Raw genomic sequence first — 18698 nt, 5'->3', positions numbered from 1 at the left:
ATGGTCGCCCACCTCTGCGACGCGGGGATGCAGCTCGCGCCTGGTGATGGGAACGGAATGAAGAAGATTGGCAGGAGTTCCCACATCGGGGACAGTGGCATCGCCCTCATCCATCAGATGATCAACAGCATGGGCTTCGTTTGGCACGAGCGTGCCGGAACACTCGATGCTGGCATCGACGGGGAGATCGAACTGCGCGACCCGTCCACCGGCGAGGTCGCCAACAGGCTGATCCTGGTGCAAAGCAAGGCCAGCGAGCGGCCGTTTTCTGGGGAGAGCGAACGCGGCTTCCACTACCTGTGCAAGCAGGAAGATGTGGACTACTGGATGAGTGCCGACAATCCCGTCATCTTGGTCTGCTCACACCCACAGACTGGCGAGGCGTGGTGGATTCACATCCAGAGTTGGTTCACCGACCCCGGTCACCGTGCCTCGGGCCGGATCGACTTCGACAAGCGCACGCAAAGCTTCGACCGAGGCGCGGCACACCGGCTACTCAACCTCGCCGATCCGCACGGGCGCGCCCACGTGCCGGTTGCCGAGCGCCGCGAAGAGGTTCTGACCACCAACCTGCTGCGGCTTACCCTCCCCCACCTGATCTACAGCGCGCCGACCAGTTACACCGTCCCGCGAGACATCATCGTCAGGCAACGTGAGAGCGAAGACCCAGATGTGCGGCACGACTTCATTCTGCGAGGTGGACTCATCTACACCTGGCTGCCGCCCGAAGCGACCGCGCTGCGGCACGCCGTCAACGGTCCCACCGACGCAACGGGTTTCGACGAGTGGAGTTCTGACCCAGTCCGACAGCGCTGGCTGGTCCAACTGCTGAACTACGCGCTGCAGCGCGATGTCGACAGTGACTGTGCGTGGCATGCCGGGCGCAAGATCGTCTACTTCCGCCCCACTCCCAATTTGAAGCCGCGCCACATCCGTGGAGCGAGTGGGCGTCAACGGCTTGTGTTTCATCCGAAGTTCAAGAAGCAGGCAGCCGACGAGGTCAGCTACTGCAAGCACGCCGCACTGGAGTGGCAGTTCCACTTCCTTGACGGCGACTGGTACTGCGCGCTGACTCCGACCTTCCACTACACCCGAGACGGCCATCGAGACTCCTTGTATCTGTCCGAGTACCTGACAGGTATCAAGCGACTCGACCGCAATCCGGCTGTTCATGGACAGACCCAGATGTGGGCAACCTACCTGCGCGGTGAGGACGGAGTGCTCGATCCTCGCGACACGATCTTGGAATTCGGCGACCTGGTTACCCTCACCACCGACCGCGCCATCGACGACGCGGCGTGGCTGGACGACCCCCGCAAGACCGACACCAATAGTGCGGACACCGTCGAAGGTCCGTCCAAGGTCGACGACCCAACCGACGGCGAGCTGGCCCTCTTCGAGGTGGAGCTGTGAAGCTGACCGTACTGGACGAGCCGCCGTTGGAGTTCAGCGGCGGTACCCGCCACATCGACCCGCGTCACGGCATTACCGACTACGGACCGGCTGACGCTACCAACACCGCCGTGCGCACCATCCGGGTCGGCATCGTCGGGCCACCTGCCTCCGTTCAGGGCCTACGGCGCTGGTTCGATGGATGCCGCCAACCGATCGCCGCGAAGGACAGTCGGCTCGGGCGGCTGTTCGTACCGTTCCCGGGCTTCGACACCAGCACCGGTTTCCGGTCGACGCTGGTGTGGGATTCGCGGCTGGAGCGCCCCATCCGCGACCGTGATCTGAAGCAGATAGCCGACCTCAGCCCTCGGGACGCAGTCAAGGCTGCGGTGCAGCTTTACGCCGCCGAGCTCGACGTTCTGGACGAGGAACCTGGATGCGACGTCGTGCTGATCGCCCGGCCCGAGCATCTGCCTGAGCGACCCATACCCGGGATTGACCCGGATGCGCCTTGGAAGAAGGCCCCGCTAGCCGAGCCGGTGGACGACTTCCGCGCCGTGCTCAAGGCCGTGGCCATGCGTTACAGCCGTCCCATCCAGATCATCCGCCGCAGCACATGGGACCCGAGCTTCACCCCACCCGGCAGAGACAGGCCCCATCTGCAAGACGAGGCCACCCGTGCATGGAACCTGCACACCGCCCTGTACTACAAGGCCGGTGGCGTTCCCTGGCGCCTTCCCCGCGAGCCGACAGACCTCGACAGCTGCTACGTCGGGATCACGTTCTACCGCAGCGGCGACCACACCACGCTGGAGACCAGCGTCGCCCAGGTGTTCAACCAGCGCGGCGACGGCGTCATCGTCCGCGGAGCTGCCGCCAAAGTCTCGCGCCACGACAGGCAGCCGCATCTCGCGCAAGCAGATGCGCACGCGTTGTTCGCCGACGCGCTGCGCCGATACCGCCAAGAACACCGCCATCTTCCTGCGCGGGTGGTCTTGCACAAGACCTCCTCTTACACGCCGGAGGAAATCGACGGGTTCCGCGCTGCCGCCGACGACGCAGACATCGATACCGTCGAATTGCTCTGGTTTCCTGCCAGTGACCCCACGCGGCTGTTCCGGTCGGCCGCGCACCCGCCACTGCGAGGCACACTCTTCAGCCTCGACGCCCGCCAGCACGTGCTCTACACCCGCGGCAGCGTGCCCTTCTATGGCACCTACCCGGGCATGTACATCCCCGCGCCGCTCCCCTTCCGCATGGTCGAGACCGAATCCAGCCCGGAACATCTTGCCAAGGAACTACTCGCGTTGACCAAGATGAATTGGAACCAGACCCAGCTTGACGGCCGACAGCCCATCACCCTGCGTACCGCCAACCAGGTCGGACAGATCCTCCGCCACTTGGGCCCGCAAGACCGTCCGCAGGGTCGGTACGCGTTCTACATGTAGCGATTTCGGTCGAGCACGGGCTGGTGTCAGAGATCGGTACTAGCTGGGTTGGGAGACCTCACCCCTCACCCTGACACGCGCCCTTGCTGACCGCAGGTCACTTGCCAAGCAGTCTCACTTCAATCACCCGCCCGCGCGAATGTAGGTAACACCGAACGCCTTGACCTGGCGGTACTCCTGGAGCCTAGTAGCGAGGTCGAACGCGTCACCAGTGACGTACTGGAAGATGTCGAGGCCGCGGCCGAGCACGATCTTCCAGCCGGTGTCGGTGACGATCGAGCGGTCGTGGATCGTGTTGGTGAACGAGACGTCGAGGTTGATGCCGCCGGCTGCTGCGCCCTGCTTAACCTTGAGCAGGAGTTCAAGTTGCTTGCGGACCTTGTCCTCACCACCATTGCTCTCTGAGGTGATGAGCTTAACGTTGACCTCGTCGGCGGCATCCTTGACGGCGGCGATCCCCTCGATAAGTTCCATGAGGTTGCGGGCCTGGTGAAACTGGCGAATGTAGGGGTCTGTGATCGTAATCTGCCCGGCTCCCCGCAAGTAAGGGGCGAATAGCTCGTCGAACGAGACGCCCCGCTGGTTCTCCTGGAACTCCCGGTGCCCCTCGAACAGCGGAGCCTCCAGGACCTGCGCTTGCTTATCCGCAGTCCCATCCTGGACGGTGGGCACCGCCGCGTCCGCCGGCGGCTTGGTCGCGCTGTCAGCAGCCTCGGAACCTTGGCGGCGCTCACGATGGTAATACGCCGGGTATTCGTCCTCTTCCAGAGTCGAAACCGCGTGCCAGGCTCCGCTCCGGTCCAGGTACCCGAACTTGACGTCGGCCATCGTCGAGTCGATCCGCAGGATCTGGTCCTTGACGCGCTTGCGCCCCTCGATCGCAAACCGCAGAATCTCCTCGATCTCCTCGGGAGTCGCCTCACCGTTCGGATAGAGGATCTTCATCAGCCCAGAGAACGTCTTGTGGATCCCGTCGCGGTCACGCGTCGAGATGTCCGACGAGAGCGAGAAGTGCTGCTGGTAGCGGTCCGAGTAGTCTTGAGAGCGCATAGACTTGAGCACTTCGGCGATGTAGTCGACGACAAACCCGTAGCCGTCCGAGAACATCTCCCCGCGGATGGTGTCGACCTCCCACCCGGGGATGCAGTGGTGTAGCCGGTCGAGATATGCGGAGTCGTGGTAGCTCTCCGGCAGCTCGTCGAACAAGTCGGAGTGCTTGAGCATGTACGGCACGGTGTGGGAGGTGTTGCCGACGAACACCATCGACGCCTCAGCACCGAGCGTCTCAACGCCGCGGGAGAAGGACTTGTTCGCCATGTAGTTCTTCATGATGTCGACCAGCGCCCTGTCGGTGCGCTTCTTCTTGCCAGCGAACTCATCGAACGCGACGACATCCCAGTAGCCGACCAAGCCGATGCGCCCGTTGGCGTTGTTGACGAACAGCTTCGGCACGGTGACCTCGCCACCGGAGATGAGCATCCCGTGGGGCGAGAACTCCGAGAAGATGTGGGACTTGCCGGTGCCCTTGGGTCCCAGCTCGACGAGGTTGTAGTTTCGCTCCACGAACGGGATGAGCCGCACTAGCTGGATGAGCTTGGCCCTTCTCCCGAACAACTCGGGATTGAATCCGATGGACTGCACGAGCAAGTCGATCCACTCGTCGGTGGTGAACGCGCGCCGAGCCGTCAGGTAGCCCTCGATGTCGAAGTTTGACAACTGGATGGGCTTGATCGACCCGAGTATCCACGGCACAACCCGCGGGTCGTCAGCGTGGAAGTACTCGATGTCGCAGATGCACCAGACTCCTCCGACGAGCAGCTTCGGGTGCGCCTTAATCGTGGCGGGCTCGACGAGCACGCCCTTGATGCCGAGATTGGCGAACTCGGCCTGGTAGACGTCGTCCTTCTCGTTGAGTGTGGCCGTGACCTTGTCGATGACGCGGTGCCGCCCGCGCTCGCGGATCGTGGACTTCACCAGCTCGGACTGGTTCCTGTGCACGTAGTGGTCAGCCAGGATCTTGCGTACCGTGTCGATGCCCGCCTGAATGGTGGCCTCGTCGTCGGAAGCCGCGTACTGCCCAAGCAGGTATTCCAGCACGTAGGAGGGCACGATGGCATTGCCTTTGACAGCCTTCACCAAGTCCTTGCGCACGACGGCGCCCGGGAAGTGCCGGTTGATCTTGCGGTCCAATTCGCTCTGCGTCGGTGCGGTATCGACTGGCGCGACTGGGCCGGCGGATGCCTCCTGGCTGACCTCGCTCACGGCTGCACACCCTCCTTAGAAGTCGAAGTCCGAGGCGAATGAGCGCTTCAGCGTGTACATCGCCTTGGCGTAGACGCGCCACTGGTTGGTGTTGGGGATCAGTTCTTCCAGCCGGAACTCGACCGCCCGGTTGTTGTAGTCGTTCGCATCCCGGCTTAGTAGCATGACTGCACTCTGGTAGCGGTCTCGCTTGTCGGTCGACTCCTGGTCGAACACCAGCGGGGCATGGTTCGAGATGAGGGTCTCGCCTACGTAAAGGCCCGCCCGTACGGTGCGCGGCTGGACCTTCTCGCTCACCGGCTCGGTCTGGAAGAGCTTAACCACCAACTGCCCGGTCGTGATCTTGTCTGATTCAGGCAAGATCTCCACGTTGACCAAGCGGGTATCGCTCTTGCGCCTCCTGTTGATTGCCAGCACGGGCAGGACAATCTCCTGGAGAGTCGCGCCGCCGTGCACGAATCTCGCGCCCGAGCCCTTGAGTCGCAGCCGGTGGATCGACTTCGGTACCTGCACTTCGTAGTTGCTGTCAAGCCCAAGCTGCGCAGAGGTGAACGTCTTGAACGCCGGGTCGGGTTTCAGCCCTGTTCCCAGCACGTAGCGGCGTGCCCGCACGGCGATATCGTCGCCCTGGGGGGCGACCGACAGGTAGCCGGCGTCGTCGAGTGCGGAGTCTTGAAAGAGGAACCCGTGGTCGGCGGTCACAAGGATGTTGGTTGCATCGGCGCTTGCGAGGCGCTTGACCAGGTCAACAAGCTCCTCCAGCGTCTTCTCTGCAGCCTCGAAAACCTGCCGCTCAGTGCCCTGCTTGTCGCCGATGGCGTCGATGCGATTGTGGTAGACGTACAGCACCTGGTGCTGACGGTAGAACTCGCGAATCTCATCGCGGGTCATGCCGAGTAGACTTTCGGCGGAGATCGCCGTGCCCCGCACGCTGGCGAGGATCTTGCTGCGGTTGCCAGTACCTGCCGACGGTTGGCCATCCACATCTACGAGATCGCCTTTACCGGAGAGTGCGATCGTGGTGTGTGGCAAGAGCGCGGCCATCCCGAGCTGGGTGTAGCTCGGCAGCACACCCAGAACAGCATCAAGGGTCGCGTCGAAACGGTCCTCCTGGCGGATTCGCGAACCCAATTCGTCGGCGATCTCGTAGCGCAGGGCGTCGGAGACGATGACGACGGCCTTACGCCGGCCGTCCCGCGTGATGGGCCTGACGTGGTCGGCGAAGAACGAGGTCTGAGGCCGGAGGACGGCGGAACGCCACCGGTCGACGCCATCGACATGCTGCTGCCATGCGGCGCCGAGGGTGTACATGAACTTGTTCGCATAGAACGACTCGACCTGTGCTCGCAATCCCTCCAGGGGCCCGGTAAATTCGGCGGTGCGGGCCGCGTGGGTGAACTGGCGGTAGAGCTGGTCGATGCGGAACCACTCGTGCCGGTATCGATCCAGGCCCTCGTCGAATGACTGCATGGACAGGCTTATCCCGCCGAGCGCTGTCAGCAGATCGGAAGCGCTGCCGATCGCGGCGTAGAGCCTGCGGTAGCCATCGATCCAGATGCTACTTTGACGGCTGCGGATGACCTCGGTGATCTCACGGGCCGCGATGGTGCGCTCGGCAACGGCACGCGCAAGATCGCTGATGATCTTCCGGTCGACTTCCTCGAACAGGTCATTGCCCAGCAGATCTCGGAAGCTTGCGTCCTCGATCCGGCGCGCGTAGTCCAGGTCGCGAGCGACGCGTTTCGCAAGCGTGGTCATCGCCTTCTGGCTGCGGGGTTCATAGCGCAGTCTTCCGAAGTCAAGCTGGATATTCCGCAGCCCGCCGGGACGTTCAGACTTGAACCCAGCGATGGCTTGGTCGAACATCCACAGCACGAAGTCGTCGATGCTTGGGCGCTGCGACAAGTAACCGTAGATCCTGCCGACACCCTGCCAGTGGAACTCATCGAGACCGTAGTCGGCCAAGGCGCGGTACTTAGCGTCGCTACCGCCGGCGTTCTCGATGAGCAGAGTGCGGGTGATCTCCAGCAGACTGTGCTCGCGCTGCTCGAGCAACACGGCCGCCATCTTGGCGCGCAACTTATCGGCGTCGTCATCGGCATGCAGCAGCGCCTTAAGGCTCTGCACCCGCTTGACGGCCCGGAAGAACTTCTCGTGTGCCCGCACGACCTCGCCGATGCCGTCGGAGGGGAGCCCGAGTTCCTGCTGCAGCATCGAAGGGCGGTCGGCGGTGAACACCCCGTAGGCCAACTCCAGGTCGAGCAACCAGTTTCCGATTCCTGTCGGCACGGTGCCCGAGCGGTAGACGAGGAACTTCGCCTCAGGCTCCAAGTGCAACAGCCAGCTCTTGACTGCGTACTCGTCGTTGGCGACACGCACGATCTCGATTCCGTCCAAGTCGAGTGAGTCGAGCTCAGCGGCGTACTCGCCCTCGGGATCATGCCAGAACACCACTCGGTGCGTGTCGAAGCGACGCTTCAGGTGGAACCGGACGGCGGATGCCTCAGTCATCGCTTGCCTCAAGTCCAGGGATCTTCTTCAAGGCTGCACCGAGCTTCGGGTAGTTGGCCTTCACCCCATCATCGAGGTCGATCTGCACCTGCCGGGTTGCCAGCGGGTACAGCACGTCATGCTCGTACTCGTCGAGTTCGAGCAGCACCTTCCGCAGGCGGTCGACCTCCTTCTGAGCGCCAGCCTTCTCCCGCGGCGTGCCCGGCTCTACGGCGCGGCGCTCGTGCTGCCGGCGGCTAGCCTCCAGCTTCGCCTTGAACTCCCGCAGGTACTCGTTCAACACTGTCGACGCCGTGGACGGCGAGTAGCGGTGCATGTAGATGAGCGCGTTGAAGGAACCCTTGGGGCTAGAGAACAGCCAGTAGATCGGCCGCTTCTTGTACCGCTGAACGTGGTCCTTGTAGAACGACTTCACAAAGTAGTCGCGCAGATTCTTGACGCCGAGCGAATCCGTGACGAATTTCAGGTTCTCCTCGAAGTGCTGCCCACCGAAGGCTGCACGCAGAAACTGCCGGAACCGCGCCACGATGTCGTCTTCGAACCAATCACCGTCGACAATGGGGATCACGTTGTCCGTAGCAGGCATGAATGACGGGTTCGACACTCGGGCCGCATAGTCTTGCAGCGTGTCGCCTTGCTCCGCCAGGATCAGCCCCGGCTCATCCAGGCTGTAGCGCCCGAACATGCAGGCGATCGCATAGGAGATCAAGTCGTTGACCCGCTCTGCCGCATAAAGCTTCCGCTGCTCCGCAGCAGACTTCCCGGCTCCGAATCGATAAACCGGATTGCCGTTCAGAGTTACCCCCGATAGGGGGACATCTGTTTCTACCTCACCTTCGAGTCCGTACGCCTTGGCAATCTCCACATTGAGGCGAGTCTCAAGCTCTTGCACACGACTGGCGATACGAATGCCTCGGTTCAGCTCTTCATTGACCGCCTCGTCAAGCCGGCTCCCGCCTTGAGCGATTATACTCAGGGAACTGAAATCCCATGATGTCTCCTGCTCGTTCCAATCCGCCCGATGGAGCCGCACCAGTTCGTTGACTGAATTTCGCGATTCTTCCGAAATGTCTACAACCGGAAGTTGCGCAAGCGCGCCGACTTCGAAGTTCAGCGTAGGAGAGGTCGCGGCTAGCAGCGCTCCGGCAACAGACGAGTTGCAGATGGCGGCCAGGTGCAACAAGGTTGGCTCCGAAGCAAAAATCGACATCCCGGCGACATCGAAAATGAATCCTTCGGGATAGTAGCGAAAGGTTGGAATTCCGGTGCCGATTTTTGACCACGAGACAGCTGGCAGGAAATAGTAGGCGGTGTTCTGCACGCGCGATCGCGGCCTTCCAGATTCGATCCCGAATGATCGGATCTCTGCTCCGTCATTGCGCCAGTTGACCACGAACTCCTGGTTTCCATACCATTTTCGAGGGCCACCCCCCTTATTGAGCGGGAGCCATTGAAAATTGCCATCGGCAGCCTCCTGGCGAGACAGGCCTCGCCCGAAGCTGCCCCAGCTGACTTCGGACCAGATTCGCGTGAATCGATTATTGTCGGAGGTAATCAGCCCTTGGCGGGGCTCACCGATCTCCACGAGAGGCCTCCCGAGCGAGAAGGCCTTGATCATCGGCTCGGACAGCCAATAGGCAATCACCGCACCCGGCAACGCAGCAAGATCTGCATTCCTTACTCGGTAGAGATTGGCAGAGGCGCCCCCTGATGCGATTCTACGCAACTCCTCCGCCTTTGCGGATTCATTGGCACTACCAGCGAGCCGCACATATGTTCCGAGAGTAGACTCGCGTGGCGAGTCGACTCCGATCACGAAGGCAGTGGTGGATACAACTTCCCCACCGATGCTACCGAAGGCATTGGTGCCCAGATGGGCCATTGCAAGGAGCCGATGCCTGTCGGCGATCCACTTCCTCAGTTTTGCGAATGACGACAGAAACATCCATGACTGCATGGTGACCATGGCCACACGTCCGCCCGGGACGGAGAGGTCAATATTTCTGTCAATGAATGCCGCGAAAAGGTCAGAATTCGAACGAGGGAACTCCGCCTTAATGAAACTATTAAGTTGTGCGTTCATGTTCCCCGAGCCCATGTACGGGGGGTTCGCGACGATCGCGTGGTATCGGGCACCCAGGTACTCGGCCTGGAGGACAACGCGCCGTGCGCGCTCCTCAATATCGTTTCCGATAAGGTCTCGCGTATCCGAGAGATGCGTGTCGAGATGAAGGCGAAGCCGCGCAGTGAGATCCTCACGCGGGCGAATAAGCGACCCGAAGGCGTCGGCGTGCTGGAACTGGTTCCAGAACGCTTCCTCGTCAGCACGGTCGCCGCTGCGGGTGACTAGGAGGTCCAGCTCGCCCGGCCTGAACGAGATGGGTTCGAGTACGCAGATGTTCGGTTCGATCTGCTTGTTAAAGAACGTGCGTTGGCGTGCTCGCGCCTTCATTACGAGCGCGAACGCGGCCAGCGCACCAGCGCGAGGGTCGATCTCGGTCCCATGGAGGTTGTTGGCAAGAATGAGTCTCGGAATATCAGACGGCGCGTAGCCCTCCTCCTCATAAATGGCATAGAGCAGGTCGAACGCGTAGGTGAGCATGTGGCCGGAGCCGCATGCGGGGTCGATGATCTTCAGCTCTTCGGGGCTGGAGACCTTGGGGTAGTCGGTTTCCTCGTCGATCGGGGCAATGTAGTAGTCCATCCGGTCGACAAGCCGCGAGGCCGGCCGGTTGAGCAGCCAGAGCCGTCCGAGCGAGTTCTCGACGAGGTAGCGGACGATCCAGTGTGGGGTGAAGAGCTGGGTGGCGGCGGGGATCTCGGCAGCGCCGGCCTTCTTGTTCTTCTTGAACCCGGCGAAGACCTCGTCCTTACGCTCGGAGATGTAGAACTGGTACAGCCAGCCGATGGCCTCGACGTCTTGGCAGACGTCCTCGGTGAGTACGCTGACAGCACCGGCCAACACAGAGTCGTCTGCGAGTAGGTTGGCAGGGATGAGCAGCTCGGTGTAGTCGCCCTCGCGCTCAAACATGAACGGCATGGAGCGGTTCCAGTGACGGCAGTACTCCGCGAGCAGCAGTGAGTACGCCTCGCCTTGAGGGTCGTCGCTGCGGCGCGTGCCGTTGAGCAAGGTCGTCACGATCTCGACGGTGCGCTTGTCGGTGACGACCGTGCTGTCAATGTTCCCGCGCTTGGCTTCGGCGAGGACCTCAGGCTGGCCACCTTCGCGGCCTCGTTCGGATGAGACGACGTTGATGCCGGTGTAGCCGTTGGCATCCATGAACCGCAGCGCGATAATGCGGTTGAACCAGGTGTAAGCAACTTTGTCCGCTACGGCGGCGCGCCCCGTGTCACCGCCGCCAGTCGCATTGACGGCCTTCTCCAAAGCCGCAACGGCGCTGCGCTGCTCGACACGCTCTGACGAGGCAGGGGCGAGCACGACGGCGATGCGAGCCGCCACCTCACGGACGAGTGCGGTGCGCGCCCAGGTGGCGAAAGACTTAAGCGGAGCGGTTTCCATCAGAGCGCAATTCGCTTTCCGTCGTTGAGCGTGGACAGCAGGGCACTACGGAGCGCATCGAGGTAACGGTCGATATCTTCGGTGGTCTCCAGCACGCCGTGGGCATCCGGCACCGTGATGGTCTTGACCGACACGGTCTGTTTGAGTGCAGGTGCTGGATCTTCGGTGCCGCCAACAAGGCAGGCGGAAGAGGCGAGTTGATCGAGCAGTGCAGGATAGGTCCTCTCCTCGAAACTGTTCCCCTGTTCGCGGATGAGGGCGATCTGCCTTTCGCTGCTGATTTGGTCGATGATCTGCCCGATCATGCGAACGACCCTCTGCCCTGCGTCCTCCGTGGCGCTCTTGTAGTAGGTGCTGCTGAGTACCTCGGCCTTCCGTCCCTCAATGGCCTCAATCACAGTGGCGCGGTTGGTCGCGAGTGCTTCGTCGACCTGCTTGCCGAGCGCCTCTGTGGCTTGCTTGAGCTGAATCATGCGGTTGCCGCGGAACGCGTTTGGGTCTTCGAGTAGCCGCTTCACCTCGGCGTCGCTGCCGGGTGGCAGGTAGCCGAGGTTGTTCGTGCTCGCCGCAAGCAGAGTGGCGGCTTCGTCGTAGATGGCACGCTGGCCTCCGTGAAGAAACGACTGGATCGGGTCGATCACGGATTCCTTGACGTCGAGCAGTTCATCGCCGTGACCGAACTCGGTTAGGTACCACTCGTCGGGCTTGCCAACAACCTCTTCGAGCAGTGCGATCGGGGCGGCCAACTGCTCCACGAACGGGTACTTCGACCCGCTCACACCCGCCTTCAGCTCGTCGAGCTTGCCGCGCAGTTTGTCGCTGGCATGCCGGGCGAGCTCCTGCGGGTCCTTCGGCGCGGTCGGCTCGTCGAAGAAGTCGGCGCAGAACTTGCGGAGCGTCGCCACCTTGCGCTCATCGAAGACCTTCTGCAGAGCCACCACGGCGTGCGAGTGCTTCTGGGTGTTGCGCAGCACCGCCGCTACCTCGGTGCGCTTCAGAGGGTTCCCATCGACGATGATCGTGAGCCTCGAGGTTCCCACGAGCCACGCGATGACGACCTCGATCGAGCCGAGATCCCAGCCGTAGGGCTTTGCCTGAAACGCACCCACAATCGTCTTGACGGTCGCCTGCTCGCCAAGCCGGTCGCGTTGCATGACGAACGAGAACACTTCGTCGCCCGGGGCGGCGAGCTTAGAAAGCGACGGGTCGTTGAACATGCCCGATTGGTCGGGGTTGGCGAACGTAGCGACCTGCTGCTCGCTGTAGGTCGCCCCGCCGAGGAGGCTGAGCTGGGTGTAGGTACGGCTGACGAGGTCTTGGAACCCGTCGGTCACACGGGCGATGGCGTCCTGCGCTGCGGAGGTCACGTCGGCGGCATTGATCACGAGCTCTGCCTTGCCGACTGCCTGGCGGATGCGCACGGCGAGTTCCTTCTCACGGTCGACGTTCTGCGCCGCCTTGGAGCGCAGAATCTGGTCCTCGATCGCCGTGAGCGAGCTCGTCTGCTTGCGCTTGATGTACTTCTCGGTCTTGATGAGCAGCCGCAGGTCAGACAAGGCGCGCTCGTCAGGCTCGAGGATGACACGCAGCTCATCTTTGCCGGCGCTGTGCATCCGGGTCTCTTCGGGGCCGAACGGGTACTCGGGGGTGATGAAGTGAAGTGTCAGCTCGCGCTGCTGCCCGTACACCTGGTCGTCGAGCTTATAGCCGAACGGGAAGTCCTGGCCGTTCTTGGTGTACCGCAGTTTGCCGGTGCGGATGACATCACCTGAGAGGATCTTGAACACGCGGCCGCTGGCCTCGGAGGCGTCGATTTCGACGTTCTTGATCTCTTCCTCTATGACCTGTTCCTCGTTGGTCAGGTACTCATAGACGTTGCCGTTGCGCTGAACGTACGTCTGCGTCTCCAGCAGCGTCAGGGCCTCCTGTACCTGCTTGGACAACGAGGGCAGGTCAAGCCCGAACTGGTCGTAGACCAGCACGGTCAAGTTGCGCGGGGTCGCGTGGAAGCCCTCGACGTACTTGACCAGGAACAGCGCCTTGAGCAAGCGCACGGCAAGCTCGTTGTCGAGGTTGCGCTCGGCGACGTCGATCGAGCGCTGCGCTGCGGACTTCAGCGAGGCGCGGATGCCCGCGAACATGTGGTCGAACGTTGCGAGCCTGCCGACCTCGACATCGCCGACGTCCTTGGCGACCTGCTGCACGACGCCGAGCATGGAGCGCTCACCGACCGAGCTGTTGCGTCCCTCGAACACGTTGTGGTCCGAGATGCCCTCTATCGCCGCCTGGAAGAGCGGGAACTGGTAGCTGACGAATGGGTACGTGCCGGTAAAGTGCGCTTCGTCAGTGTAGTTGCGATAGGTCTTCGCGCCGTCAACGAAGTCGAATAGCGTCTTAAAATTCGCGTGCTGCTCGGCGTAGATCTTCGCCAGGGCGGACTCGCCTGCCTCGTTCTTCTCCAGAAGACGCTTGCGGATAACCTCCTCAACATCAGCACTGGTTAGCTTCACCCGAGTCCTGAATCGCGCCTGAATCTTGGAAAAGTCGTTGCCCTGCTGCTTGGTGCGGTCGCCGACGACCTTATCCATGTCCTCCTGGGAAGTGACGAAGACCCACGCACGCCCCTGGCACTTGGTGTTCAGAGACTCGGCGATCGTCTGGAGGTTCAACATCAGGTGCGTGTTCGACCCGATGAACTGGCCGGCCTCGTCCACGAAGAAATTCAGCCGGAAGCCCTCGTCCTGCTTGTCGAGCCATGCCTTGACCTCGTTGGCGAAGTCCTCGATCGACACCGAGTACTCGTTGCGGTACTTCGTCAGGATGTTGGTCGGCGTCCCGTCAGTCAGGCCGCTGACCTCTGCGTACGCCTTGGCCACATTGGCCTCTTCGAGCACGCCCTCCTCGCGGCCATGCGCCCAGTCGCGTCCCGCGATCCGTGTGTACGCAGCCTTGAACGCCCCGTACTGGCCGCGGTTGTCCAGGTCCCGCTCGAAGCGAGCCACGTGGCCTTGGTTGCCGTAGTAGCCGCGACTCTCATCGAAAACCTTGACGAACACCTTCAACAGCGCGTCGGCCTGGTCCTTCGTGATGAGCGTGGCCTTCTGGTCGATGTTGAACAGCAGGCTCTTGGCAGGGATGCGGTCAGCCTTGGCCAACAAGGCCGGGAGGAACGCATCCTGTGCCTTGGACCGGAAGCTCTCGGACACACGCTCGCGCGGGAACTCCTGCCCGTCTACGGCGCCGAGCAAGTGGGCGAGCATCTTGAGCAAATGGGACTTACCGGAGCCGAAGAAGCCCGAAATCCACACACCGTTCGCATTGGTATAGTTCGTATACGCCTCAAGCAAGAGTTCGAGGCCCTTGGCAGCCTCGTTGGTCACAACGTACTCGTCTACCTCGGTACCCAGGTGCGCGGTGTCGTCGGCCTTGATGACGCCCTCGATGGGACGCTGGACGTCCTTGGCGAAGATCCCGTTCAGCTTCATCGAGTCAAGCCTCCTGTTCCAAGATGTTCTTGGCTCGGTAGTACTGGTCGTCTTTAAGTCGCCCGAACAGCACGAGCGAGGACCCCAACGTGTCGGACTGCTCGTAGCGTCCGGGGAAGAACATGAGCATCGGTTTGCCTGTCACGACGCTCTGCAAGTTATTGAGCACGTTGTGCGAGCGGATGTACGGGAAGACCTCACCGATGCCGGTGAGGAAGAAGATGTCGAAGTCACCTTCGGCGAGCTTGGCGCGGACCGCAGGTGCGATATGGAGCTGCGGGTCGAGCATCCCCTGTAGCAGCTCGCGGAAGTCGGCCTTGTCCTGCTCCGGCTCGAGAGCGAGCAGACGATCCCAGACCCCGCGCTCTTTGAGCATCTCCACCGACAGGTCGTAGAGATTGATCTCGCTGACCTCGATTCCCTTGTTGGCGAGTCGGTTCTTGACGCGCTTCTTGGCCCCCGCGACCGTGAGGGCATCCTCGGGGTCGTAGGGGTAGATAAAGAACGCCACCTCGTTACTCAGACCCTCCATCTGGAGGAACCGTTTGCTGCTGAGCACCTGAAACAGATGCTCTTCCTGCTTGGACAGCTCGGTCGGCGTCACCGCTCGGCCCTCCCTGTAACGTCATCAAAGGTGGGGAAGAACCGCAGATCACTCGGGCTCCGCGTGCACAGGGCACTAGCGACCCTCCGCGACAGCACGGCTTGGAGCAGGTGTCCGCGGTCGGCGAGCAGGCCGGCCTCGTTAAGCATCCGAAACACGTTCGAGCGCAGCCTGCGCAGCGTGGAGTCCTTCACCTCAGCCAGCTCGGTGTGCCACAGAGCCTTGCCGCGCACGAAGCTGTCGTAGTCCTCGTACGTGAGCGTCGGTGTCAACAAGAGGAACCGCTCGCGCACCACCTCCTCAGCGAACTCGCCGATCAGGTCATAGCGACGGCAGGCAGCCACCCACAGCAGGTGTCCGCGCTCGGTGGCCGTCGTGTCGATGAGCAGTTCGATCTCGTCGTCGGTGAGCACGGCGAGTCGCTGGGTGACCTCGCGGGCGAAGCGTCGCCCCGACGCCACCGTGCGAGCCTGCAGCAGGTTGTCCTGCTCGATCAGCGCACGCACTTTCGACCAGTCGTGCTCGCGTAGGTATATCGGCGCGGCGATGACAGCCTCGCGCATGAGGAGGGCGCCGCTGGTGAACGAGAGCGCATAGCGCGACGCAGGGGCGGTCCCTTCCGCCACGGGGCACCTCCTCTCGGGAGCCAGGCAAGCCGTTTCGGGATCTGGCACCTACCGACACCGGCCGTTCCAGTGAGTAAGCCGTTCAGTTCAGCCCGGTCCTGCGTGGTCGCTCGAAGACGCGGCACCCCCGCTGCGCACCCACTCATCGATTTCACTGGCCTGGAACTTCCAGAGGCGGCCGAGCTTGTGGGCTGGCATGCCCTTCTCGGCGATCCACCCATAGACAGTCTCTTTAGTGATGCCGAGGTGGGCGGCGATGTCGTCGGCGGACAGCCACGGTTCAGCCACGGCGATACCTCCAGTCGGCAGTCAGCGATGAGCACATTGGGCACGTCCACCCTACCGGTGCCTGCGGCCGTCCAGACCCGTTTTAACCGGGTGTAGCCGGACTATGCCACGCTGCTCGCTGCTTTCCCGGGTCTAGTACCGGCAGGGTGGGGTATGGCGGCTTAACTCCCGGTTGGCGACGACGCCGACCCAGCATCCATCTGAAGGATGCGGCGGAAGGGCGCGGGCCGACGATGGCGCGTCTGCGCAAGGTCGATGCTAATCACGAGGACCCGTTGCGACCCGGGCCCCTCTGCCGCTGCTGGCGGGCCACACGGTGTTCCGTGACCACGCGCCCTGTGGTGCCCGCCGAAGGGCCCGCGCCCGTCCGATGCCACGGGCTGGAGCGTCCGCTGCCCGCCGACCTTGGCGGGTGAATATCCTGGCCCACCACTCTTGCGCTCCCAACCGGGTACAACTCGGGAGTGGCCCCGCAGCTCAGCCATCGTGCCACCGCTCTCCGCCCACAACCCCCGAGCTCGCCATCGGGGGCCCGTTGCGCGTGTCATCCGGGAATACCGCTCTGACCTTTTCGATTGCTTTTCCATGTATCGATTACGGGAGGGATACGGGTGACCGACCTGAAGCTGTTCCGGCTGGATGCCGAAGGCCGGGACGTCGAGCTGCGCGGTTCGACGGTGGCCCTGGAGGTGGAGCTTCAGCGTCGGATCGAGGCGGGGATGGAGTCAATGCTCGGCATCCGCTTCCTGGCTTCGGAGTACCCGACAGGACCGTGGCACCGGGGCCGGATCGACACGCTCGGCCTGGACGAGAATGGCGCGCCTGCGCTGATCGAGTACAAGAAGGGCTCCGACAGCGGCGTCGTGTCGCAGGCGGTCTCCTACCTGTCGTGGCTGGACTCGGCACGTCACGAGTTCGAGGCGCTGGTCAAGGAGAAGCTGGGTGCCGAGACGGCCGATTCGATCGACTGGCGGAACCCGCGGATGGTCTGCATCGCCGCGAGCTTCTCGCACCACGACCGGGTGGCGGTGCACCGTCTGCACGAACGGATCGATCTGGTGCGCTACCGCATCTTCGACGGTGACCTCCTGAGCCTGCTGCTGATCGAGTCCACTCCGGGCTCTACCCGTAGCGCTCCGGTTCGGCGGCAGCAGCGGGAGAGAGAGGACGCGACCGGTGCCGGCGGGGGCAGCGGGAAGCCAACGATCAAGGCGATCCAGGGGGCGGCACCCGCGTGCCTCCAGGACCTATACGCCGAACTGGACGAGGCCCTCACCGCGTGGGGCGAGGTCGAGGTGGCTCCTCTCCGGCACTACATCGCCTACCGCCGGATGGTGAACCTCGCCTCGGTGATCTTCCGCCCGAAGCAGGAGGCAATCCTGGTCTACCTCCGGCTGGACCCGGACACGGTCGAGCTGGAGGAGGGCTTCTCCCGCGACATGCGCGGCATCGGCCACCTGGGTACGGGCGACGTGGAGGTCCGCATCTCTTCGGCAGCCGACCTGGAGAAGGCCGGACCGCTGATCCGGCGGGCGTTCGAGGCGGCCTGACACAAGAGGAAGGGCGGCCGGTGCATCGGTTTCTCGATGCTCCAGCCGCCCTTTCGCGTCTGGTGGCCCGTCGGCCCTGGCCTTCTCGCTCTCATGATCACGCCTCTGGTCCAGCCAGGACGAAGTCGTCCTGGCTCAACTCTGCCTGGAGCCTTCGCTCGGCGACGGCGGCGTAGTGCGACGAGAGCTCCACCCCGACGAACTGTCGGCCCTCGCGCAGGGCGGCGACGCCCGTGGAGCCGGATCCGGTGAAAGGGTCGAGCACGGTGCCGCCCTCGGGGCAGATCCTCACGAGCTGCTGCATGATCTCTACCGGCTTCTGCGTGATGTGGACCCGGTCCTTGCGGGGCTGGGAAGCGATGAAGTGGCCGGGCAGGTACAGGTCCCGGTCCTTGGCCAGACTGCCCTTGACGCCCCAGGTGATGAACTCGGCCGACTGCTTGAAACCGCCCTTGCGAGGCCGGCTGGCGGGCTTGATCCACGGGATCGTGCCGGACCAGGTCCAGCCCGCCATCTGCAGGGCGTCGGAGGTGGTCGGCTCCTGGCGCCAGTCCGTGAAGACCAGGGCGACCGAGTGCTCGGTCGACGCCCGATACGCCTCGGTGAGCAGTTCGGTGAGCCAGCTTCGGTACGAGCGCTGATCGCGGTTCTCTCCGGGGAAGTTCTGCAGGTCGTGCGCAGATCCGCTGGTGACGTATTTGGCGCGGGCGGTTCGGCCGGTGCGGTCCGAGCTGGTGCGTCCGCCGGAGTTGTACGGCGGGTCGGTGATGACAGCGTTGACGCTCTCGTTCGGGAGGGTCTTCAGCACGGTGAGGGCGTCGCCTCGGTGCAGCGTGTAGCTCATGTGCGGGGCCTCTTCAGGGCTCGGCGGGACTGGGCCCGCTCTGGACGACGCTCAACAGCGGTCGTTCGGAGTGGGGTTGCGCCGGACGTTAGCCGCGATCTCCGGCCGCGCCTAACGGACTCTGCCGCGCTCCGGGTTCGGGACCGGCAGCCGTTTGGTGCGGCCGGA

11 protein-coding genes are annotated in these 18698 nt (G+C 63.0%); 3 read left to right on the top strand and 8 right to left on the bottom strand.

Going from position 1 to position 18698, the window contains the following annotated elements; genetic code table 11:
• Positions 1-1413, top strand: coding sequence for a DUF4365 domain-containing protein (locus TR50_RS13115; protein WP_152648380.1), 1413 nt, complete (start codon positions 1-3; stop codon positions 1411-1413).
• On the top strand, positions 1410-2840 hold the full coding sequence (locus tag TR50_RS13110) for an argonaute/piwi family protein (RefSeq protein WP_042419824.1): 1431 nt from the start codon (positions 1410-1412) through the stop codon (positions 2838-2840). The genes TR50_RS13115 and TR50_RS13110 overlap by 4 nt, the downstream gene beginning before the upstream one ends.
• Before the next feature lie 123 nt (positions 2841-2963).
• On the opposite strand, the gene brxL is transcribed toward TR50_RS13110, so the two are convergent.
• The 7 genes from brxL to TR50_RS13075 form a co-directional block, all read right to left on the bottom strand.
• Positions 2964-5102 (bottom strand): BREX system Lon protease-like protein BrxL, encoded by a 2139-nt coding sequence (gene brxL / locus TR50_RS13105; protein WP_152648379.1) that lies wholly within the window; start codon positions 5100-5102, stop codon positions 2964-2966.
• Positions 5103-5117: 15 nt separating this feature from the next.
• Complete coding sequence (gene pglZ, locus TR50_RS13100) at positions 5118-7613, bottom strand: BREX-1 system phosphatase PglZ type A (RefSeq protein ID WP_042419821.1); 2496 nt, start codon at positions 7611-7613, stop codon at positions 5118-5120.
• Positions 7606-11133 (bottom strand): BREX-1 system adenine-specific DNA-methyltransferase PglX, encoded by a 3528-nt coding sequence (gene pglX / locus TR50_RS13095; protein ID WP_042419818.1) that lies wholly within the window; start codon positions 11131-11133, stop codon positions 7606-7608. Before pglX ends, pglZ begins: the two co-directional genes overlap by 8 nt.
• Positions 11133-14618 (bottom strand): BREX system P-loop protein BrxC, encoded by a 3486-nt coding sequence (gene brxC, locus TR50_RS13090; RefSeq protein WP_042419815.1) that lies wholly within the window; start codon positions 14616-14618, stop codon positions 11133-11135. Before brxC ends, pglX begins: the two co-directional genes overlap by 1 nt.
• 4 nt (positions 14619-14622) lie before the next feature.
• Entirely contained in the window at positions 14623-15222 is a 600-nt protein-coding gene (locus TR50_RS13085) for a DUF1788 domain-containing protein (RefSeq protein WP_042419812.1), read from the bottom strand.
• On the bottom strand, positions 15219-15848 hold the full coding sequence (locus tag TR50_RS13080; protein ID WP_042419809.1) for a DUF1819 family protein: 630 nt from the start codon (positions 15846-15848) through the stop codon (positions 15219-15221). Before TR50_RS13080 ends, TR50_RS13085 begins: the two co-directional genes overlap by 4 nt.
• An 87-nt stretch (positions 15849-15935) precedes the next feature.
• On the bottom strand, positions 15936-16136 hold the full coding sequence (locus TR50_RS13075; protein ID WP_042419806.1) for a helix-turn-helix domain-containing protein: 201 nt from the start codon (positions 16134-16136) through the stop codon (positions 15936-15938).
• 611 nt (positions 16137-16747) lie between these two features.
• On the opposite strand from TR50_RS13075, the gene TR50_RS13070 reads away from it, so the two are divergent.
• Positions 16748-17686, top strand: a complete 939-nt coding sequence (locus TR50_RS13070; RefSeq protein ID WP_042419802.1) for a DUF5655 domain-containing protein — start codon at positions 16748-16750, stop codon at positions 17684-17686.
• A gap of 97 nt (positions 17687-17783) precedes the next feature.
• On the opposite strand, the gene TR50_RS13065 is transcribed toward TR50_RS13070, so the two are convergent.
• Positions 17784-18530 (bottom strand): DNA-methyltransferase, encoded by a 747-nt coding sequence (locus TR50_RS13065; RefSeq protein ID WP_042419799.1) that lies wholly within the window; start codon positions 18528-18530, stop codon positions 17784-17786.
• Positions 18531-18698 lie beyond the last annotated feature (168 nt).

Source organism: Streptacidiphilus anmyonensis (assembly GCF_000787855.1).
Classification (GTDB): Bacteria; Actinomycetota; Actinomycetes; order Streptomycetales; family Streptomycetaceae; genus Streptacidiphilus; species Streptacidiphilus anmyonensis.
Note: the sequence above shows the minus strand (reverse complement) of the source record. Positions and strands in the feature narration are given on the sequence as shown.

Coding starts and splice junctions, on each gene's coding strand:
- TR50_RS13065 (WP_042419799.1), bottom strand. CDS start 18,530: ATGAGCTACACGCTGCACCGAGGCGACGCCCTCACCGTGCTGAAGACC.
- TR50_RS13115 (WP_152648380.1), top strand. CDS start 1: ATGGTCGCCCACCTCTGCGACGCGGGGATGCAGCTCGCGCCTGGTGAT.
- pglZ (WP_042419821.1), bottom strand. CDS start 7,613: ATGACTGAGGCATCCGCCGTCCGGTTCCACCTGAAGCGTCGCTTCGAC.
- pglX (WP_042419818.1), bottom strand. CDS start 11,133: ATGGAAACCGCTCCGCTTAAGTCTTTCGCCACCTGGGCGCGCACCGCA.
- brxC (WP_042419815.1), bottom strand. CDS start 14,618: ATGAAGCTGAACGGGATCTTCGCCAAGGACGTCCAGCGTCCCATCGAG.